This window comes from Paenibacillus sanfengchensis (assembly GCF_036864765.1).
Lineage (GTDB): Bacteria > Bacillota > Bacilli > Paenibacillales > Paenibacillaceae > Fontibacillus > Fontibacillus sanfengchensis.
Window position 1 is genome coordinate 34912 of sequence record NZ_JBAGJC010000001.1, and the last position, 17339, is coordinate 52250.

The 17339-nt window shown below is 56.9% G+C and carries 16 protein-coding genes and 1 riboswitch; of the genes, 8 read left to right on the plus strand and 8 right to left on the minus strand.

Features of this window, described 5'->3' with window-relative positions; all coding sequences use genetic code 11:
* Positions 1-6: 6 nt before the first annotated feature.
* Genes V4U84_RS00160 through V4U84_RS00175 form a run of 4 tightly spaced genes read right to left on the minus strand, consistent with a single transcriptional unit; the run spans position 7 to position 7614 of the window.
* Positions 7-1791 carry an acyl-CoA dehydrogenase family protein gene (locus tag V4U84_RS00160; RefSeq protein ID WP_334076570.1) on the minus strand — a complete coding sequence of 595 codons (1785 nt, stop codon included), beginning with the start codon at positions 1789-1791 and terminating at the stop codon, positions 7-9.
* A 24-nt stretch (positions 1792-1815) separates the two neighbouring features.
* Positions 1816-2997 (minus strand): acetyl-CoA C-acyltransferase, encoded by a 1182-nt coding sequence (locus tag V4U84_RS00165; protein ID WP_334076571.1) that lies wholly within the window; start codon positions 2995-2997, stop codon positions 1816-1818.
* 24 nt (positions 2998-3021) lie between these two features.
* Positions 3022-5418, minus strand: coding sequence for a 3-hydroxyacyl-CoA dehydrogenase/enoyl-CoA hydratase family protein (locus tag V4U84_RS00170; RefSeq protein WP_334076572.1), 2397 nt, complete (start codon positions 5416-5418; stop codon positions 3022-3024).
* Positions 5419-5436: 18 nt separating this feature from the next.
* A complete protein-coding gene (locus V4U84_RS00175) occupies positions 5437-7614 on the minus strand; it encodes a (Fe-S)-binding protein (protein WP_334076573.1) in 2178 nt (725 codons plus the stop codon).
* A 203-nt stretch (positions 7615-7817) separates the two neighbouring features.
* Between V4U84_RS00175 and V4U84_RS00180 the strand changes: the two genes are divergently transcribed.
* Genes V4U84_RS00180 through V4U84_RS00190 form a run of 3 tightly spaced genes read left to right on the plus strand, consistent with a single transcriptional unit; the run spans position 7818 to position 10231 of the window.
* Positions 7818-8399 carry a TetR/AcrR family transcriptional regulator gene (locus tag V4U84_RS00180; protein ID WP_334072776.1) on the plus strand — a complete coding sequence of 194 codons (582 nt, stop codon included), beginning with the start codon at positions 7818-7820 and terminating at the stop codon, positions 8397-8399.
* 38 nt (positions 8400-8437) lie between these two features.
* Complete coding sequence (locus tag V4U84_RS00185) at positions 8438-9205, plus strand: electron transfer flavoprotein subunit beta/FixA family protein (RefSeq protein ID WP_334076574.1); 768 nt, start codon at positions 8438-8440, stop codon at positions 9203-9205.
* A 42-nt stretch (positions 9206-9247) separates the two neighbouring features.
* Positions 9248-10231, plus strand: a complete 984-nt coding sequence (locus V4U84_RS00190; protein WP_334076575.1) for an electron transfer flavoprotein subunit alpha/FixB family protein — start codon at positions 9248-9250, stop codon at positions 10229-10231.
* Here V4U84_RS00190 and V4U84_RS00195 read toward each other — a convergent pair.
* Entirely contained in the window at positions 10206-10385 is a 180-nt protein-coding gene (locus tag V4U84_RS00195; protein WP_334072779.1) for a hypothetical protein, read from the minus strand. The genes V4U84_RS00190 and V4U84_RS00195 overlap by 26 nt on opposite strands.
* 133 nt (positions 10386-10518) lie before the next feature.
* Here V4U84_RS00195 and V4U84_RS00200 point away from each other — a divergent pair, with 133 nt between their 5' ends.
* Complete coding sequence (locus tag V4U84_RS00200) at positions 10519-12345, plus strand: ABC transporter substrate-binding protein (RefSeq protein ID WP_334076576.1); 1827 nt, start codon at positions 10519-10521, stop codon at positions 12343-12345.
* Positions 12346-12395: 50 nt separating this feature from the next.
* Here the strand turns inward: V4U84_RS00200 and V4U84_RS00205 are convergent, their stop codons facing one another.
* Positions 12396-12992 carry a nitroreductase family protein gene (locus tag V4U84_RS00205; RefSeq protein WP_334076577.1) on the minus strand — a complete coding sequence of 199 codons (597 nt, stop codon included), beginning with the start codon at positions 12990-12992 and terminating at the stop codon, positions 12396-12398.
* A 231-nt stretch (positions 12993-13223) separates the two neighbouring features.
* Between V4U84_RS00205 and V4U84_RS00210 the strand changes: the two genes are divergently transcribed.
* On the plus strand, positions 13224-14378 hold the full coding sequence (locus V4U84_RS00210; protein WP_334076578.1) for a DUF4062 domain-containing protein: 1155 nt from the start codon (positions 13224-13226) through the stop codon (positions 14376-14378).
* On the plus strand, positions 14375-14566 hold the full coding sequence (locus V4U84_RS00215) for a hypothetical protein (protein WP_148449589.1): 192 nt from the start codon (positions 14375-14377) through the stop codon (positions 14564-14566). The genes V4U84_RS00210 and V4U84_RS00215 overlap by 4 nt, the downstream gene beginning before the upstream one ends.
* An 84-nt stretch (positions 14567-14650) precedes the next feature.
* Here V4U84_RS00215 and V4U84_RS00220 read toward each other — a convergent pair whose 3' ends face one another.
* The gene (locus tag V4U84_RS00220) at positions 14651-14965 is read right to left on the minus strand and encodes a DMT family transporter (protein WP_334076579.1); all 315 of its coding nucleotides are present in this window, start codon (positions 14963-14965) and stop codon (positions 14651-14653) included.
* A gap of 1 nt (position 14966) precedes the next feature.
* Positions 14967-15329 (minus strand): DMT family transporter, encoded by a 363-nt coding sequence (locus tag V4U84_RS00225; protein WP_334076580.1) that lies wholly within the window; start codon positions 15327-15329, stop codon positions 14967-14969.
* A gap of 81 nt (positions 15330-15410) precedes the next feature.
* Positions 15411-15516, minus strand: a riboswitch (guanidine-I (ykkC/yxkD leader).
* Between the two features lie 142 nt (positions 15517-15658).
* On the opposite strand from V4U84_RS00225, the gene V4U84_RS00230 reads away from it, so the two are divergent.
* Both V4U84_RS00230 and V4U84_RS00235 read left to right on the plus strand, forming a co-directional pair.
* The gene (locus V4U84_RS00230) at positions 15659-16390 is read left to right on the plus strand and encodes a futalosine hydrolase (RefSeq protein WP_334076581.1); all 732 of its coding nucleotides are present in this window, start codon (positions 15659-15661) and stop codon (positions 16388-16390) included.
* The gene (locus tag V4U84_RS00235; RefSeq protein WP_334076582.1) at positions 16387-17217 is read left to right on the plus strand and encodes a 1,4-dihydroxy-6-naphthoate synthase; all 831 of its coding nucleotides are present in this window, start codon (positions 16387-16389) and stop codon (positions 17215-17217) included. The genes V4U84_RS00230 and V4U84_RS00235 overlap by 4 nt, the downstream gene beginning before the upstream one ends.
* The last annotated feature ends 122 nt before the right edge of the window (positions 17218-17339 follow it).

Below are 17339 nucleotides of genomic sequence, written 5' to 3' on the forward strand. Positions count from 1 at the left end.
TTCCTTCTACACCACATATTTCTCCGCGCGGATGACCCGCTCGGCGATCGAACGTTTCAAATGCAGGAGGTCCACAGCCGGCTGTTTCGCCAGTTTTTTGAGGATGGACAATTGGGTCCGTAAGGTATCCCCGCTTTCCATGGCCGACAGCACCTCCCTTGCTCCGTTTGCGATCAGCCCGAATTGATCATGAACGAAGGCGGTCGTCATCTCAATGGCCAGCCGCGCCTTATCCTCTCCGGACCGGTCGATCATTTTCCGGGTGCGGAAGAGAGCGCTTTCCATCGCGTAGATCTCAATCATCATATCCGCCAGATGCGCCAGAATCTCCTGCTCCTGATCCAGTTTCGTCTGGTATTTCTGGACCGCTTGGGCGCCGGCCATCAGGAAGATCTTTTTCGCCATGGCCAGCAGATGCGTTTCCTGCTCCAGCGTTCCTTCAAAGGACTTGGCGGGCAACGGCTCCATCAGTTCGGCCTGCAGTTTCAGAGCCTTTTCCATCAGCGGAAGTTCCCCTTTCATCGCCCGTTTGATTAGGGCCCCGGGGATCAGCAGACGATTGATCTCATTCGTCCCTTCGAAGATCCGGTTGATCCTGGAATCGCGGTAGATCCGCTCAATGCGGTATTCCCGGGTAAACCCGTATCCCCCATGGATTTGAACGCCCTCGTCCGCCACGAAATCCAGCGCTTCCGAAGCGAACACTTTATTGATCGAGCACTCGAGCTGATATTCCGCAATCGCTTTTGCGGACTGGTACCCGACGTCCGGGCTTTCATAATTCACCTCGGCCAGCCCGATATCGAACAGACCGGCGGTCCGGTAGACCATGCTTTCCATCACGAAGGTACGGATATTCATCTCGGCCAGTTTTTTTCCGACGAGCGGGAATGTCGAGAGACTCCGGCCGAACTGGGCCCGTTCATTAGCATATGCGGCGCTGAGCTCGATGGCGTCCTTCGCCGCGCCCACACAGCCCGCCGCCAGCTTAAAACGGCCGATGTTCAGGATGTTGAAGGCGATCAAATGACCTTTGCCGACCTCCCACAGCAGGTTCTCCGCAGGCACTTTGACATCTTCCAGAATCAGCGGGCACGTGGACGAACCCTTGATGCCCATTTTCTTTTCCTCCGGTCCGATGCTGACGCCTTCCATCTCCCGCTCGACGATAAACGTACTGAAGTCCTTCCCGTCCACTTTGGCATAAACGATAAAAATATCGGCAAATCCCGCGTTCGTAATGAACTGCTTCGTTCCGTTCAGCACGTAATGGGAGCCGTCTTCGGCCAGCTTCGCCGTCGCTTTGGCCCCGAGCGCATCCGAGCCGGAAGAAGGCTCGGTCAGGCAGTAGGCGGCGATTTTGGCGCCGCTGGCAAGCTCCGGCAAGTATTTCCGTTTCTGCGCCTCCGTCCCGAAATACACGATCGGAAGCGTGCCGATGCCGACATGGGCGCCGAAGGATAACGCGAACGAGGAGCCCCTGGTCAGCTTCTCGTTGATCAGCGTGGTGCTGACCTTATCCAATCCGAGCCCGCCATAGGCCTCGGGAACGTCGGCGCCGAGCAGCCCCAAATCCCCGGCCTTGCGGAGCAGTTCGACCGTCAGTCCATAGTCGAGGTTCTCGATCTCCTCGTCCCTGGGGACGATCTCCCCCTCGACAAACTGCACCGTCGTATCCGCAATCATACGCTGCTCCTCGGTAAAATCCTCGGGGGTGACCACACTGCGGTAATCGCCTTCTTCAATGACAAAGCTACCGCCTAGCACCTTGCTCATCGTCTCATAATTCATCGTGATCCTCTCCTTCGTTTCCGATTAACTATGAACCTCAAACACGCCGGCCGCTCCCATACCTCCGCCGATGCACATGGACACCACGCCGTAACCGCCCCCGCGGCGGCGCAGCTCCTGAATCAGGGTGGCGCTCAGCTTCGTGCCGGTACATCCGAGCGGATGACCGAGCGCAATCGCTCCGCCGTTGACATTGACTTTGTCCTCGTCAAGGTTTAACTCGCGGATAATATGCAGGCATTGGGAAGCAAAAGCCTCGTTAATTTCGAACAGCGAAACGTCTTGTAGCCCGATGCCCGCCAGCCGCAGCGCCTTGGGAATCGCTTCGACCGGCCCGACGCCCATCAGTTCCGGCTCCACCCCGGACAAGGCGAAGGAACGGAAGGTCGCCAGCGGCCGGAGACCCAGCCAATCGGCCCGTTCCCGGCTCATCACGGCGACCGCCGCGGCGCCGTCGCTCATCTGCGACGTATTGCCCGCCGTCACCGTTCCGCCCGCCTTGAACCCCGGCTTTAGCTTCGTCAGGGCTTCCAAGGAGGTGTCCGGGCGAACGCCTTCATCCGTGTCGAACATCAACGTATTCTTGACCGGCTTTCCGTCATCGCCGATTTGCGTATACTCCGCTTGAAACGGCACGACCTCCTCCTTGAACTTGCCTTCGGCAATCGCCGTGGCGGCCTTCTGGTGCGAGCGGAGCGCGAACCGGTCCTGATCCTCGCGGGAGATGCCGAAGCGCTCCGCCACCCGTTCCGCGGTATGCCCCATCGCCATATAAACTTCCGGCATGTCGTCCACGATTTTCGGATTTGGCGACGCTTTGAACCCCGTCATCGGCACGTGGCTCATGCTTTCCACTCCGCCGGCAATAACGACCTCCGCATGCCCCAGCATAATCCGCTCGGCCGCGAGCGCGATCGATTGCAGACCCGAGCAGCAAAACCGGTTGATCGTCATCGCCGGTACGGTGACCGGGAACCCGGCATACAGCGACATGATCCGGGCGAAATTAAGTCCCTGCTCTCCTTCCGGCATCGCGCAGCCGATGATGATATCCTCCACGTCAGCCTTCTCCAAACCCGGCGCCCGGTCGATCACCGCTTCCAGTACCGCTTTCCCCAAATCGTCCGCCCGCGTCTGCGCCAGGCTGCCCCGCTTGGCTTTCCCCACCGCGGTCCGGGCCAGCGAAACAATAACCGCTTCCTTCATCTCATCACCCTCCCCAAGACTCAATTAATTCCGCAGCGGCTTCCCCTTGGTGAGCATATGCTGCATGCGCTCTCTTGTTTTCGGTTCGCCGCAAAGACTCAAAAACGCCTCCCGCTCCAGATCGAGCAAATACTGCTCCGTCACCAGGGAACCCGCGGGCACATCCCCTCCGGCTAACACATGCGCCAGCTTGCCCGCGATCAGCAAATCATGGTCGGTGATAAACCCGGCTTCTCTCATGCCGAGTGCGCCGAGGCGAAGCACCGCTTTGCCTTCGGAACCGATAACGCGGATCTTCTTCTCGGGGATCGGCTCGTAACCCGAAGCGGCCATCCGCAGCACCGCCCGCTTCGCCTCGTAAATACGGTGATCCGGATGCATCACGACCCGGTCGGTTTCCCGCAGGTAACCGAGCTTGATGGCATCATGACCGCTGGCGGACACCTTCGCCGTCCCGATCGTCTCGAAAATCCGGCTGAGGTAGGGCTGCAGATCCGCTTCCGGAAGCCCGACCCGCTCGCTGGCCCGCAGCGCCATTTCTTTACAGCCGCCTCCCGCGGGGATGAGACCGACGCCGACCTCCACCAAGCCGTAGTAAGTCTCGGCTGCCGCGATCACCTGATCCGCCGGCATACAGGCTTCGACGCCGCCGCCCAGGGTCATGCGGTGCGGGGCGGCCACGACCGGCTTCTCGAACCGCTTCAGCCGGTACATCGTGTTCTGGAACAGCCGGATGATCTCATCCACCTCATCCCATTCTTCATCCTGGGCCTCCATCAGCAGCAGCATCAAGTTGGCGCCGACGCAGAAATTTCTGCCCTGGTTGGCGATGACCAGGCCCGTAAAATTCCGCCGAACCTCCTCCACGCTATGCGAGATCATCGTCAGGATATCCGCTCCGATCGCATTGTTCGGCGAGTGAAACTCCAGGCAGGCCACCCCGTCGCCCAAGTCGATGAGACTCGCGCCGCTATTCGCTTTGACCACCTTGTTCCGCTCTCTCAGTTCCCGCAAAGAGATGACTTCCGGCGGAAATTCCACACTGGTGTAGCGGCCTTCACTGACGTGGAACAGCTTGCCGTCCTCCCGTTTGTAGAACGAACGGTTGCCAGCAGCCATCCATTCCTTCACCCAGGCGGGAAGGACCGCCCCTTCCGCTTCCATTCGCGCGGCGGAACGCTCCAGGCCGATAGCGTCCCACAGTTCGAACGGACCCATTTCCCAGTTGAACCCCCACTTCATCGCTTCATCGATATCCCGGATGCTGTCCGCGATTTCTCCGAGTTTCCCGGCGGCATAAATCAGCACCGGCTTTAGCACTTCCCAGGCCAAGTCCGCATAGCGGTCTTTTCCGGCCAGCAATGCGGCGGTTTTGGCCGCGGCTCCTTTCGCCAATTTGGCTGCTTCCAGAGACCCCGAGGCCGGCCTGGATTGCGGCCGGTATTCCATGCTGTTCAAATCGAGCGCCAGGATCCGGCTTCCGCCCGATCCCTTTTCCTTCCGGTAAAACCCTTGCCCCGCTTTCTCCCCAAGCCTTCCCTGCGATACCATGACCTTGAGCAGCTCCGGGACCGCAAATGCATCTTTCTCGCCCGGGTCGGCTGTATTCGTGTGCACATTATCCGCTACATGAAGAAACGTATCGAGCCCGACCAAATCCAGCGTGCGGAAGGTCGCGCTTTTGGGCCGCCCCAGTGCCGGACCGGTAACCGCATCGACCTCCTCCACGGTGTAGCCTTTTTCCAGCATGATTTTGAGCGTCATCAACAAGCCGTAGGTGCCGATCCGGTTGGCGATGAAATTCGGGGTGTCTTTGGCCCGCACCACGGTTTTTCCCAGCCTCGATTCGCAAAAAGCGCTCAATTCCTTGACCAGGCCGGGATCGGTCGACTCCCCGGGAATGATTTCGAGCAGTTGCATATATCTGGGCGGATTAAAAAAATGCGTCCCGAGAAAATGCTTGCGGAATTCCGGGGACCTCCCTTCCGCCATGGCATTGACGGAAATGCCCGAAGTGTTGGTGCTGACGATCGTGCCCGGGCGCAGGTGCGGTTCCAGTTTGGCCAAGAGCTCCTTTTTGGCGTTTAGGTTTTCCACCACCGCTTCGACGACCCAATCCGCTTCTCCGATCCGGTCAAGATCGTCCTCCAGATTCCCCGGGGTGATGCGTCCGGCAAAATCGTTGTCGTACAAGGGAGCGGGGGATGTCTTTGTCAATCGCTCGATCGCCGAGATAGCCAGCCGGTTTCGCACGGCGGGATGCTCCTTCGTGTATCCCCGGGCCGTCTCCTCTGGGGTGAGCCGCGACGGTACAAGATCGAGCAGCAGGCAGGGGATGCCCGCGTTCGCAAACTGGGCGGCGATGCCCGAACCCATAATGCCGGATCCGATAACGGCGGCTTGACGAATTGTTCTCATCATATTCATGAACCCTCCGTTCTAATGAATGGACTCATTTGGTTTGGCGCTTTCACCGAATACGGATAATTCCAGCAGTTCGGCGATATCCTTCGCTTGAACTTTCATTTCCACCTCCTTCATCTTTGTCCCGTCCTCCAGCATGGTCAGACAGTAAGGACAGGCGCTGCTGATAACGCCAGGGTTCACTTCCAGGGCTTGCTCCGTGCGGGCCAGATTGATCCGTTTGCCGCCGGTTTCTTCCATCCACATCAATCCGCCGCCGGCCCCGCAGCACATAGCGTTTTCCCTGGTGCGGGCCATCTCGACCAATTCGACGCCGGGGATCGCCCGCAGGACGTTTCGCGGCTGTTCATAGATGCCGTTATAACGCCCCAGGTAACAGGAATCATGATAGGTAATCCGCTCTTTCACTGCATAATCGGGACGCAGCTGGCCTTCCCGGATGAGCTGTTCCAGCAGCTGCGAATGATGCAGCACTTCCACCTCCTCCAAGCCAAATTCGGGATATTCGTTTTTGAACGTATTAAAGGTATGCGGGCAGGCCGTGACGATCTTTTTGACGCCGTATTTCCGGAAAAGATCGATGTTCTCCCGGCACAGCTGTTGGAACAGCAGTTCATTGCCCATCCGCCGCGGCGTATCGCCCGAGTTCTTCTCCTCGTTTCCGAGGATGGCGAAACTCACATTCGCCCGTTGCAGAAGCCGGACAAACGCCCGGGCGACTTTGCGGCTGCGCAGGTCATAGGAGCCCATGGAACCGACGAAAAACAGATACTCAAAATCCGGGCGTTCTTTGACAGTCGGCACTTTGACGCCTTCCACTTCTCCCGTCCACTCGGCCCTGCCGCCCCGGCTGATGCCCCAGGGGTTGCCCTGGCGCTCGATATTCATAAGCGCACGCTGCCCTTCCTGGGGGACGCTCCCCTGCATCAATATGAGATGACGGCGCAGATCGATGATTTTGTCGACATGCTCATTGCCGACGGGGCATTGATCTTCGCAGTTTCGGCAGGTGGTGCAGGACCAGATTTCGTCCTCCGTCATCACATCGCCGATCAGTTCCAGACCGGCGGGATCGGTGCCGGGTTCCCGTGCCGTCCAGGTTTGCTTCTGCCAGGCGAGCGTCGGCCCGATACCCGTCATCCCCGCCGGCTCTGCCCACTCTGCGGCCGCGGCGTTTCCCACCGAAACGCCGTGCGTGACGGCTCCCTCCGGCGAGAATACAAATCCGGGCGACCACGGCGGCTTACCAGTCATCACCGCGCCCTTTTCCGTCAAATGATCCCGCAGCTTCGTGATCAGGTGCATCGGGGACAGCGTCTTCCCGGTGTTTGAAGCGGGACACACGTTGGTACATCGCCCGCATTCCACACAAGCGTAGAAGTCAAGCATTTGCTTTTGGGTGAAATTCTCGATTTTTCCTGCGCCGAAGCTCTCCGCTTCCTCATCCTCGAGATCGAGGGAGGCCAATCGGCCGGCCGGTTCTCTCCGCCGGAGCCAGATATTGAGCGGAGCCGTGATGAGATGAAAGTGTTTGGATTGCGGGACATAAACGAGAAAAGAGAGTAGAACCAGCAGATGCAGCCACCAGAAAACATAAAACCCGATTTCGGCGCCGTGTGCGGAAATTCCGGAGAAGAGTTCTGCAATGAGTGATGAAGTCGGTGCGAGCGCGGAGTGCTCCAATCCAAGCCACAGGCGTTCAAAACCCAGCGACAAAATGACAGTGAGCATCAAGAAGAAAATGAAGAGGACGACGATGCTGGGTTTCCAGCCTCTTTTTAACCGGGGAAGCTTCTCCCCGTAGCGGCGATAAGCGGCGTAGCCCATGGCCGCCAAAACAAGCAGGACGGTGATCTCCTGCAATAACCCGAATACATCGTAGGCCGGAAGCGGGAGATGCCCGCCTTCCGTTAATCCCTTGACGATCAGGTCGACCGCCCCAAACTGCAAAATAATGAATCCGTAAAAAATCACGGCGTGCATGATCCCGCTCTTGGGGTCTTTTAACAGCTTTCTTTGACCGAAAACCTGGGAAACGAACTCCATCCCCCCTCCTTTCATTCGACTGCGGAAACCAATTGGCCGCCCCAGACGCACATATAGATAGCGGTGATAAACGACCCTCCAGAATAGATAAATCCCAACTCCCGTAACGCCCAAAAACAGCGCCAGATGAATCAACGGCCACACCATTTTTGCTCCCGCCTTTCCCTGAAAATAAGCCGACAAAAATGAATGCAAGTGGACACTGAGATAGCCAAGCCATAGTAAGCGTTTACAATCCCTTGGTTTTATAAAGCGCATTCTATTGACAAAGCGCTCGGTTTCTCCTAAGATATAGAAAAATGAATGAGTATTCATTCAGTTGCTTTAAATTTTAGCATTGAGGTGTCGTCATGACAAGTAGAAAACAAGAAAAATTTGAAATGATTTTGGATGCCGCGGAGAAAGTCATCGCCGAAAACGGGTTTCACGGCTCACAGGTATCCAAAATCGCCAAGGAGGCTGGGGTTGCGGACGGTACGATTTATTTGTACTTCAAGAAAAAAGAAGACATTCTGATTTCGCTGTTCGAAGATCGGCTGGGTAAACTGGTCGCTTTGTTTAACGCCAGCATCGAGGAATCCGGCACGGCGGACGAGGCGCTGCGCAAAGTGTGCGAAATCCACTTCACCCGGCTCGAGCAAAATGTCAATCTGGCCTATGTGACACAGATCGAGCTTCGCCAAAGTTCCCTGGAGCTGCGCAAGGCGATCGGTTTGTCGGTGAAGCCTTATATCCAGTTGATCGAGCAGATTTTAATCCGGGGGATCGAGGAAAAGAGCTTTCGCGCCGATCTCGATACGAAGCTGACCCGGCATCTTGTTTTCGGCGCGATGGACGAGGTTGTGACCTCCTGGCTGATTTCCGGACGGAAATACTCCCTGTCCGCCCAGGTCGACAAGACGGTGGATTTTTTCCTGAGGGGCTTGAAATAACCCGGTCCCTCCAAACGAGGTTGAGAGGAGAATTGGCGATGGATCTTTACGTAATCCTGAAGCAAACCTTTGACACGGAGGAAAAGATTGCGATAGAAAGCGGCGAAATCCGCGAAGACGGCGTGAAGTATATCATCAATCCCTATGATGAATACGCCGTGGAGGAAGCGCTCCGCTTGAAGGAAAAGCACGGCGGAACCGTGACGGCGGTATCCGTCGGCCCCGAACGCGCCGCGGAAGCGCTGCGCACGGCTCTCGCGATGGGCGCGGATGAAGCCGTGCTGATCTCGGACGATGGTTTCCGGACCGACGAATCCGGAATCGCCGCATTGTTAGCCGCCTACTTCCGCGATCGGCCCTTCGATTTCATTCTTGGCGGCTATTTCTCGGTCGACAACGGCGCCGGTCAGGTAGCCGTCCGGTTGGCCCGGCTGCTCGGCGTCCCCCATGTCTCGGCGGTCGTCAAACTTGACGTTTCCGACGGCCTAGCGGTCGCGGTCCGCGACGCGGAGGGGGATACGGAAACGGTCGAACTGCCGCTGCCGGCGCTGCTTACCGCCCAGCAAGGGCTCAACGAACCGCGCTACCCTTCCCTGCCCGGGATTATGAAGGCCAAGAAGAAGTCGTTCCGCCAACTCGAACCGGATGACCTTGGGGTAAGTACGGCGGACCTCGCCCCGAAAACGGAGCGCACGCTCCTCTTCGCTCCCCCGAAACGGCAGGCCGGACGGGTGCTGCAGGGAACGCTGAACGAACAGGCTGCCGAGCTGGTTTCGCTGCTGCAAACCGAAGCCAAATTCATATGAGCCGATTTACGGACTTTAGCGATAATCAAGGAGGGAGTTACGATGGGTAAAGTGATGATGGTCGTGGCGGAGGCGCAGGGCGGAAAACTGCGTCAGGTTTCTTTAGAAGCGCTTCAGACTGCTTACACTCTAAAAGAGGAAGACGATGAAATCATCGCCGTCCTCCCCGGATATGAGCTGACCGATGCGGCTCATGAACTCGCCGGGCACGTCGAAGGCCGGGTGATCACGCTGGAACACCCCGATTTGAAAACTTACCTTGCCGAAGCCTACGGCTTCGCCTTCTCCCGGCTGATCGACGACCTTCAGCCCGATCTCGTGCTGCTCGGGCATACGGCGGTCGGGCGGGATCTCGCTCCCCAGCTCGCTTCGCGTCTCGATGCCGGTCAAATCTCCGATGTGACCGCGCTCGAAATGACGGATGAGGGTGCCCTGTTCACCCGCCCGCTGTTTGCCGGTAAAGCGTTCGAGAAAAAGCGGCTCCTCGGCAGCCGGGGTGTCGTTACGCTGCGGACCAATAATCTTCCTCCTGCCGCGCCGGTCAACGCTTCGGCAGAAATCGTGCCTTTCGATTACACAACGCCGGAAACCTCGCTTCGCACCGCGATCCGGGATGTCGTCCGCAAGGCGTCGGGCCGGGTCGACCTCAGCGAGGCCAAGGTTGTCGTGTCGGGCGGCCGGGGCGTGAAGAGCGCGGACGGCTTCAAGCCCCTGGAGGAACTTGCCGAAGTGCTGCAAGGCGCGGTCGGAGCCTCCCGCGGCGCCTGCGACGCCGGCTACTGCGACTATGCGATGCAAATCGGACAGACGGGCAAGGTTGTGACCCCGGAGCTTTACATCGCCTGCGGCATCAGCGGCGCCATCCAGCATTTAGCCGGAATGAGCCAGTCACGAATAATCATCGCCATAAACAAAGATCCCGAAGCCCCGATTTTCAAAATGGCCGACTACGGGATCGTCGGCGACCTTTTTGAAGTCGTACCCCTTTTAACCCAAGAATTCAAACAGGCCCTTTCACGCCAATAACCGTATCCCGAAACCTGGTGATCCAGGTTTTCTTTTTTTTCGGCCCGGGCCTGTCCTTCCCGATCTTTACAATATCAAAAGCAAACGGCTGATTGATGGCATTATGGAATTTCTTTAGCTCCAGTTCCCTTCGAAAATACTCGTCGTAGCTCATTGCTGCCCCTCCCCTTCTTTTACCGGCCGGGTGTGATTGACGTCCCCATTATCCGCTTTAAAAAAGGGAAGAAAAAGTGTACAGTATGAAAAACGCCTTTCCCCTTTTAAGGAGAAAAGGCGGTGTACCGGAGGTGAAGTATGCCATGCTGTCGGCCGAACGCTACATGGCCTTGATCAATCATTACGTCGGGCCGGCGCCACGGGAGCAGGAAGAGTACGAAGTGGCGCTCGAGGAGTTAACGAAGCTCTTCCACTGCACGGAACGGAATGTCAAATTGATCGTCCGCAAGCTTCAGGATGAAAGCTGGATCACATGGCTGCCCGGAAGAGGGCGGGGAAACAAATCAAGGATCCGTTTTCTGGTCAAACGCGACCATTTCTTGCTCGAATTCGCCAAGCGGCTGGCGGAAAAAGGGGAATACCGCTCCGCTTTTGAATTCCTGCATCAATACGAGGAGGACCGGACAGTATTGGATCAGTTCCTCCAATGGCTGAACGGACAGTTCGGCATGGAAAAATTCGGGGCCGAACTTCATGCGAAAGATGTGTTCCGCCTCCCGGTCTATCGCGCACCGCTCACGCTCGATCCGTCGGAGCTATACTTCGGATTCGATTCCCATCTGGTGAGGCAATTGTTTGATCGCCTGATCGAGTATGACTCGGAACAGCAGAAGATCCTGCCGAAGCTGGCGCACTATTGGGAAAGCGATGCCTCGGGCAGACAATGGACGTTTTACCTTCGCAAAGGGGTTCTGTTTCACCACGGAAAAACGTTGACAGCGGAGGATGTCGTCTTTACGCTGGAACGGTTGCGGAATGGAGCCATGAACTCCTGGATGATGGAGACGATGGAATCCGCGACAGCGCTGGATTCGCGGACGGTTCGCATCATGCTGAGCCGGCCGAATTGGCTGTTCCCCCGCCTGCTCTGCTCTTCCTGCGCCTCTATTATCCCGTCGGACCTAAACGGGCTGGATGAGAGCCGCTTCTGGCAGCTCCCGAGCGGAACGGGCCCTTTTCGGATTACACATTGGGGCGGCAATGGAATCGAGTTGGAGGTCCATGCGCGCTATTTTCTCGGCAGGCCTTATCTGGATGGCGTCAAATTGATTTTTATGCCGGAGAGTATCCCGAACCTTTCCAGACTAAAGTGGGAGCAGTTGATCGCCAATGACGCCAGAATACCGGCCGATGCGGGAGGCGACTGGCAGCGGATCGAAACGCTCAGCCAGGGGTGCAGTCTGATCAGCTGGAACCGGAACAAAGGCGGACCGCAGCAATCCCTTTCGTTTCGTCAGGCCGTCAATCTGATCATCGACCGTTCCGATTTGATCCGGTGCACGGGGAAACCCGGCTACCCCGCCCGCGGCTTCCTGCCCATGGAGGAAGCCGCACACGGCCACCGCAGGCCTGATCCTGAAGCAGCCAGGCAGCTGCTGGCGCAATCGGGTTACGACGGCACCCCCATCCTTCTGGTCGCAGCCGAAGCGGAGTGTGAAGACGCCGAATGGATCGCCCGCCAATGTGCCTCGATCGGGATTCCGGTCCGTATCCGTTACGGGAACAGGGGGATTCTGTCGCGGATCGAAACGGCCCAGGAAGCCGACGCCCTGCTGATGTGCCTCGTTTTTGCCGATGATGAGATCTGCGAGCTGGAGACCGTGCTGCAAAGAAACAGCATTATTTTCCAGCATCTTGACCCTGGGCTCCGCAGATGGATTCATCAGGTGGTGGACGATATTTACGCGAGTCCCATCAAAGAGAAACGCCGGGCTCTTCTGGAGCAGATTGAAATCCGCCTGCAGGAAGAGGCACAGATTTTATTCCTCATTCACCAGCAATTGAACACTTATGTCCACCCTTCCATCCGGGGAATCGTCATCAACAACTTGGGGTGGATGGATTTTAAGGATATTTGGCTTACGCCTGCGGAGGAAATCGCCTCCGAACGCAAATAAAGAGCCTGCAGGATCTTTACGGATCCTTGCAGGCTCGTACTTTTTATGATTTATTTGAACACTTTCAAACGAGAATCCAGCGGTGCAAACTCTTTGTCGCCCGGCGCTGCGGCGATTCCGCCGAAAGGCATTTGCGCGATCAGCTTCCAGCTTGCCGGCACGTTCCATTCTTTGCTCACTTCTTCGTCAATCAGCGGGTTGTAGTGCTGCAGGGAAGCCCCTACGCCCTCTTGCGCCAATGCCGTCCATACCACATACTGAAGCATACCGTTGGATTGCTGCGCCCAGATCGGGAAGTTTTCGGCGTAGGCCGCAAACTGATCCTGAAGTCCTTTGATGACGGTTTGGTCTTCAAAGAACAAAACCGTTCCGCGGGCATTGCGGAAAGAGGCCATTTTTTCTTCCGTCGGTGCGAAGCTGTCGGCCGGTACAACCTTGCGCAGCGTTTCTTTCGTCAAATCCCACAGCTTATGGTGCTGCCCGCCGAACAGTACGACCGCTCTTGCGCTTTGCGAGTTAAAGGAAGACGGGGAATGCAGCACGGCTTCCTTTACAATTTCTTCGACACGCTCTTCGGAAACCGGGATTTCCTGGTTCAATGCATACACGCTGCGTCTTTTCTTGATCGCGTTCAAAAATTCGCTCATTTCTTCAATCTCTCCTTTGATATTTTAGGTTAGTTTATCCGCTGAACCCTGATTTAATCGGATGAACTCAGTCGGATAATTTATACTTACATTTATTTAGTAGCTGACGTTATTATATTACATAAAAATATTTTGGTTTGCAAGCAAAATTTTGAAATTTCTTAATCTTAAACGACGATTGGTTCATTTGGGTTATAATGGGAGAAATAGCCATGGAAGGGAGCATGCTGGGTGGCAAGAACTAAAATATTCATCAGCTCCGTCAATGAAGATGGTCTTAAACCGCTTCGCCGCAAGGTATTCAAGGAATTGGAAGCGATGGGGCATGAACCGCTGATGTGGGAGGAGAATCTCGGACCCTGGCCGGCCCATGTCGATCCGGTCGTCCGCTGCCTGGAAGCGGTGGCGGAGTGCGACATTTATCTGCTGTTTATCGGCGGCAAGGCGGGTACATATGATGCAAAGGCGATGAGAACGATAACCCACATGGAGTTCATTAAAGCTTACGAACAGGAGAAGACTATTCTCGTATTCGGCGATGTCGAGGTAAAGTCCGCTTTTTTCGGGCGGGTTAAGCCGCTGCTGGACCAGTACATCGATCATTATATTGCCAAGGAGAACCTTTTTCCCTCTCCGCCTCATATGATGGAAATGCTAATGCGGGATGAACGCGTTCCTAAAGAAATCGATCCGTACGTATGGTATTTTCTCCATGATATGACGATGCGAAAGGTCTATATTGATGACTTGTCGCTTGGCGTAACGATTGACTGGAAAGCTTACTTCAGCGACTTGCTTCGCCGTGGCGCCCTCCTGCTTCCTTTGGAGGAATCGATCGAGCAGAATGCCGCCAGGCTGGATGGTTTTGACGCCGCCTTTGAATTGATGACCGCCTTGCTCCCCTGCCTGAATATCACCGGGCTTAGGCAACCGGATAAATTCCTTGAACTCGTCGTCGACACACTGGAGGGCGGAGACATCGAGCAGCGTTACGGCCCTTATTTGTCCGAATGTGTCGGCCATTATGAGGATTGCAATGCCGCAACCCTTTATGCCCTGCGGGAAAAAGAGCTACATCTGGTCGCCAAAACGGGCGATGCGGCATCCATACCGATTTTTTCGCTGGACGATAAAAGTTCGTACGCCGTATTGACGCTGGATCTAGGGGACCCCGGTGAGCAAGTGTTCTTCAAAGAAGCGAAAAAAATGTTCTATCATTGCATCCGGTCGGGCTCCTATGTGATCACCCTGCACTATCCGGCCGATCCGGACTGGAATTATAAGAAATTCATCCACTACAAAGAGAGTATTAACCATGCTATAATGAGTAAAAATCCGCTCCTCATCGAATTGATCAAATTATGCTTGGGAGGAATGCAGCCATGAGTGCCGGAGTATTCGTATCCAAAAACGGTCGGGTGAGCAAGGCCGTTGGAGCCCAACCTAAAGAGGCGCTATTGTTCGCTCCCGCGTCGAAGAATTCGTCGCAAATCCTTCGCGAGCAGCGCACGGCGATGAAGCGCAATAACAAGCAAATCAAGGACCGGTTCGCCCAGGCCACGAAGCGAGCCTAGCCGCAGCCATATAATAACCCGTCCGGGAAACATCCTGGACGGGTTATTTTTGCCCTTAACGACAAGATAATATTATGCAGGACTTTAGGCGATTAATTTCAACCCTACCGCCGCAGACAATACCATAGCGATGAACAGCAGTCTTTTTACGTCTTTGGATTCGCCGTACAAAAACATCCCGACCAGCGTGCTCCCCACCGTTCCCATGCCGGTCCAAATCGCATAAGCGGTTCCCATCGAAATGAACTGCATGGCGATGGACAGGAGCGACAAGCTTAGAACAAAACCGCCAATCAGCAGAATAAACGAGAGCAGATCGCGGGAACGGTTCAATCGGCTGATCCCGGCTACGCCGATCACCTCACCCATGCCCGCCAAAACCAACAACAACCAAGCCATCTTATCTTCCTCCTCCCGAATCAACCTCAGGGCCCGCTTCCCCACCGCTTTCGGAGGTAACGATTTTCAACCCGATCACCCCGGATACGAGCAGCAATATCAGTAAAATTTTCAGAATTCGGAACGGCTCGCCGAAAAGCACCATTTCCGCCAACACCGTCCCGGCCGTGCCGATCCCGGTAAACACTGCGTACGCGGTCCCCACAGGCAGCTTGGCGGTCGACCGAATCAACAGATAAGTGCTAAACCCCAAGGCGAGAATCGTGCCCACCCAAGTCCAAACGTTATAGGAATGCTTGAGTCCAATCACCCATCCGATCTCTAAAGCGCCCGCGATCCAGATCAAATTCCAGTATCGATTCATTTGCTCTCTCTCCTTGTTGTTTTTGGGGATTGTTCTGTAGCGCAGAACACCTAAAAACCCGGGAAGATATCTCCTTCGATATCCTCCCGGGCTTTTATCCCTCCGTGTCCGCGGCGTATTCGCCGCGCGCTCCCTCTCGGACCAGACCGGCGCGAACCGGCGCCACGGAACCCTAGGGAACAAATTGAGCTTTATTTTACACAAATGGGCATCGAAGGTCAAGGCCTTTCGGACAGTCTTCTTTCGGGCAGCCAACCCTGCGACTTGTGCAAGCATTAGGTTTGATCTAACATAGTACAAGGAGAAGAAGACGAAGGAGTGTTAGACTGATGAAGGATTCCACAACGCAGGAGACGGCAGCCCCGCAAGGCATTTGCCCGCGGCGCGTGCTGATCATGACCGCGGTCGAAGCGGAGCGGAGCGCGGTGCTGCGCGGGCTGAGCCGCGGCGGCGCATCGGCGGCCCCCGGCCTGCTCGGGGGGCCCGCCTTCGACGTGCGGCTCGCCGGCGTCGGTCCCGCGCTGGCGGCCGCATCCACGGCCGCCGAGCTCGCCGCGGACGGCGGCTACGAGCTCGTCGTCAGCGCCGGCATCGGCGGCGGCTTCCCCGGCCGCGCGCCCGTAGGCTCGCTCGTCGTCGCGAGCGACATCGTCGCCGCCGATCTCGGCGCGGAGACGCCGGACGGCTTCGCCGGCGTGGACGAGCTCGGCTTCGGCACGGCCCGCGTGCCGGTCGCCGAAGCGCTGGCGGCGCGCTGGACGGCGGCGCTGCAAGCCGCCGGCCTGCCCGTCTGCAGCGGGCCGGTGCTGACGCTGTCGACGGTCACCGGCACGGCCGCGACCGCCGAACTGCTGGCCGCGCGGGTGCCCGGCGCGGCGGCCGAAGCCATGGAGGGCTTCGGCGTGGCCGTTGCGGCCCGGCGTCTAAACCTCCCCGTGCTGGAAATCCGCGCGGTTTCCAATGCCGTCGGCCCGCGCCAGCGTGAGTTGTGGAAGATCGGCGACGCCCTGCAGGCGCTGGAACGGGCCTGCTCATACTTACCGGAGGTGCTGCAATCATGAATATCGCGTTTTCCCCGTGTCCTAACGACACGTTTGTTTTTCATGCCCTGGTGCACGGGCTAATCCCTGATGCCCCGGAGTTCCATGTGACCTATGCGGATATCGACATTACCAACGGCCTGGCGGCGGAAGGCCAAGGTCCCGAAATCCTTAAGATCTCTTATGCCGCCCTCCCCTGGGTGCTGGACAAATACGCCCTTCTCCCCTGCGGCGGCGCGCTGGGCCGCGGCTGCGGCCCGCTCGTCCTGACCCGGGAGAGCGGGCAAGGAGCGGAGGCGCTTGCCGGAAAACGCGTAGCGGTACCAAGCGAGCGGTCCACCGCTTACCTGCTGTTCCGGCTCTGGGCCGCACAGCATGTACCCGGCGGGATCGGAGAAATCGTCGTCCTTCCTTTCGACGAAATCATGCCCGCCGTGCAAAACGGATTGATCGACGTCGGCCTGGTCATCCACGAGGCACGGTTCACCTATCCGTCGTACGGTCTCCAAATGCTTGCCGACCTCGGCAACTGGTGGGAGACCGATACGGGGCTGCCCATCCCGCTCGGCGCGATTATCGCCCGCCGGGACCTGGATCTCGCGTCCCTTTCCGCCTGGATTCACGCTTCCGTGGAATATGCCTGGGCTCATCCTGAAGCCTCCGCGGCTTACGTGCTGGAGCATGCCCAGGAAATGTCGCCGGACGTGACCCGTGCGCACATTAACTTGTACGTCAACGAATACACGGCAAACCTCGGAGAAGACGGCTATGCGGCGGTAACCGCGTTGTTGGAACGGGCCGCACGGGAGGGTTTGGTGCCTGAAGTGGACCTCGCCTTGTTAAAGTAAATTAAAAATTCCCCTTAGATGTTAGATATCCAGGGGGAATTTCATTTCGATTAACCTTTTGGCATTATATAGTTTAAAGTATTGATTTGCATACTAATGCCCCGTCAGACAATCTTGACTAA

Coding starts and splice junctions, on each gene's coding strand:
- V4U84_RS00160 (WP_334076570.1), bottom strand. CDS start 1,791: ATGAATTATGAGACGATGAGCAAGGTGCTAGGCGGTAGCTTTGTCATT.
- V4U84_RS00165 (WP_334076571.1), bottom strand. CDS start 2,997: ATGAAGGAAGCGGTTATTGTTTCGCTGGCCCGGACCGCGGTGGGGAAA.
- V4U84_RS00170 (WP_334076572.1), bottom strand. CDS start 5,418: ATGATGAGAACAATTCGTCAAGCCGCCGTTATCGGATCCGGCATTATG.
- V4U84_RS00175 (WP_334076573.1), bottom strand. CDS start 7,614: ATGGTGTGGCCGTTGATTCATCTGGCGCTGTTTTTGGGCGTTACGGGA.
- V4U84_RS00180 (WP_334072776.1), top strand. CDS start 7,818: ATGACAAGTAGAAAACAAGAAAAATTTGAAATGATTTTGGATGCCGCG.
- V4U84_RS00185 (WP_334076574.1), top strand. CDS start 8,438: ATGGATCTTTACGTAATCCTGAAGCAAACCTTTGACACGGAGGAAAAG.
- V4U84_RS00190 (WP_334076575.1), top strand. CDS start 9,248: ATGGGTAAAGTGATGATGGTCGTGGCGGAGGCGCAGGGCGGAAAACTG.
- V4U84_RS00195 (WP_334072779.1), bottom strand. CDS start 10,385: ATGAGCTACGACGAGTATTTTCGAAGGGAACTGGAGCTAAAGAAATTC.
- V4U84_RS00205 (WP_334076577.1), bottom strand. CDS start 12,992: ATGAGCGAATTTTTGAACGCGATCAAGAAAAGACGCAGCGTGTATGCA.
- V4U84_RS00215 (WP_148449589.1), top strand. CDS start 14,375: ATGAGTGCCGGAGTATTCGTATCCAAAAACGGTCGGGTGAGCAAGGCC.
- V4U84_RS00220 (WP_334076579.1), bottom strand. CDS start 14,965: ATGGCTTGGTTGTTGTTGGTTTTGGCGGGCATGGGTGAGGTGATCGGC.
- V4U84_RS00225 (WP_334076580.1), bottom strand. CDS start 15,329: ATGAATCGATACTGGAATTTGATCTGGATCGCGGGCGCTTTAGAGATC.
- V4U84_RS00230 (WP_334076581.1), top strand. CDS start 15,659: ATGAAGGATTCCACAACGCAGGAGACGGCAGCCCCGCAAGGCATTTGC.
- V4U84_RS00235 (WP_334076582.1), top strand. CDS start 16,387: ATGAATATCGCGTTTTCCCCGTGTCCTAACGACACGTTTGTTTTTCAT.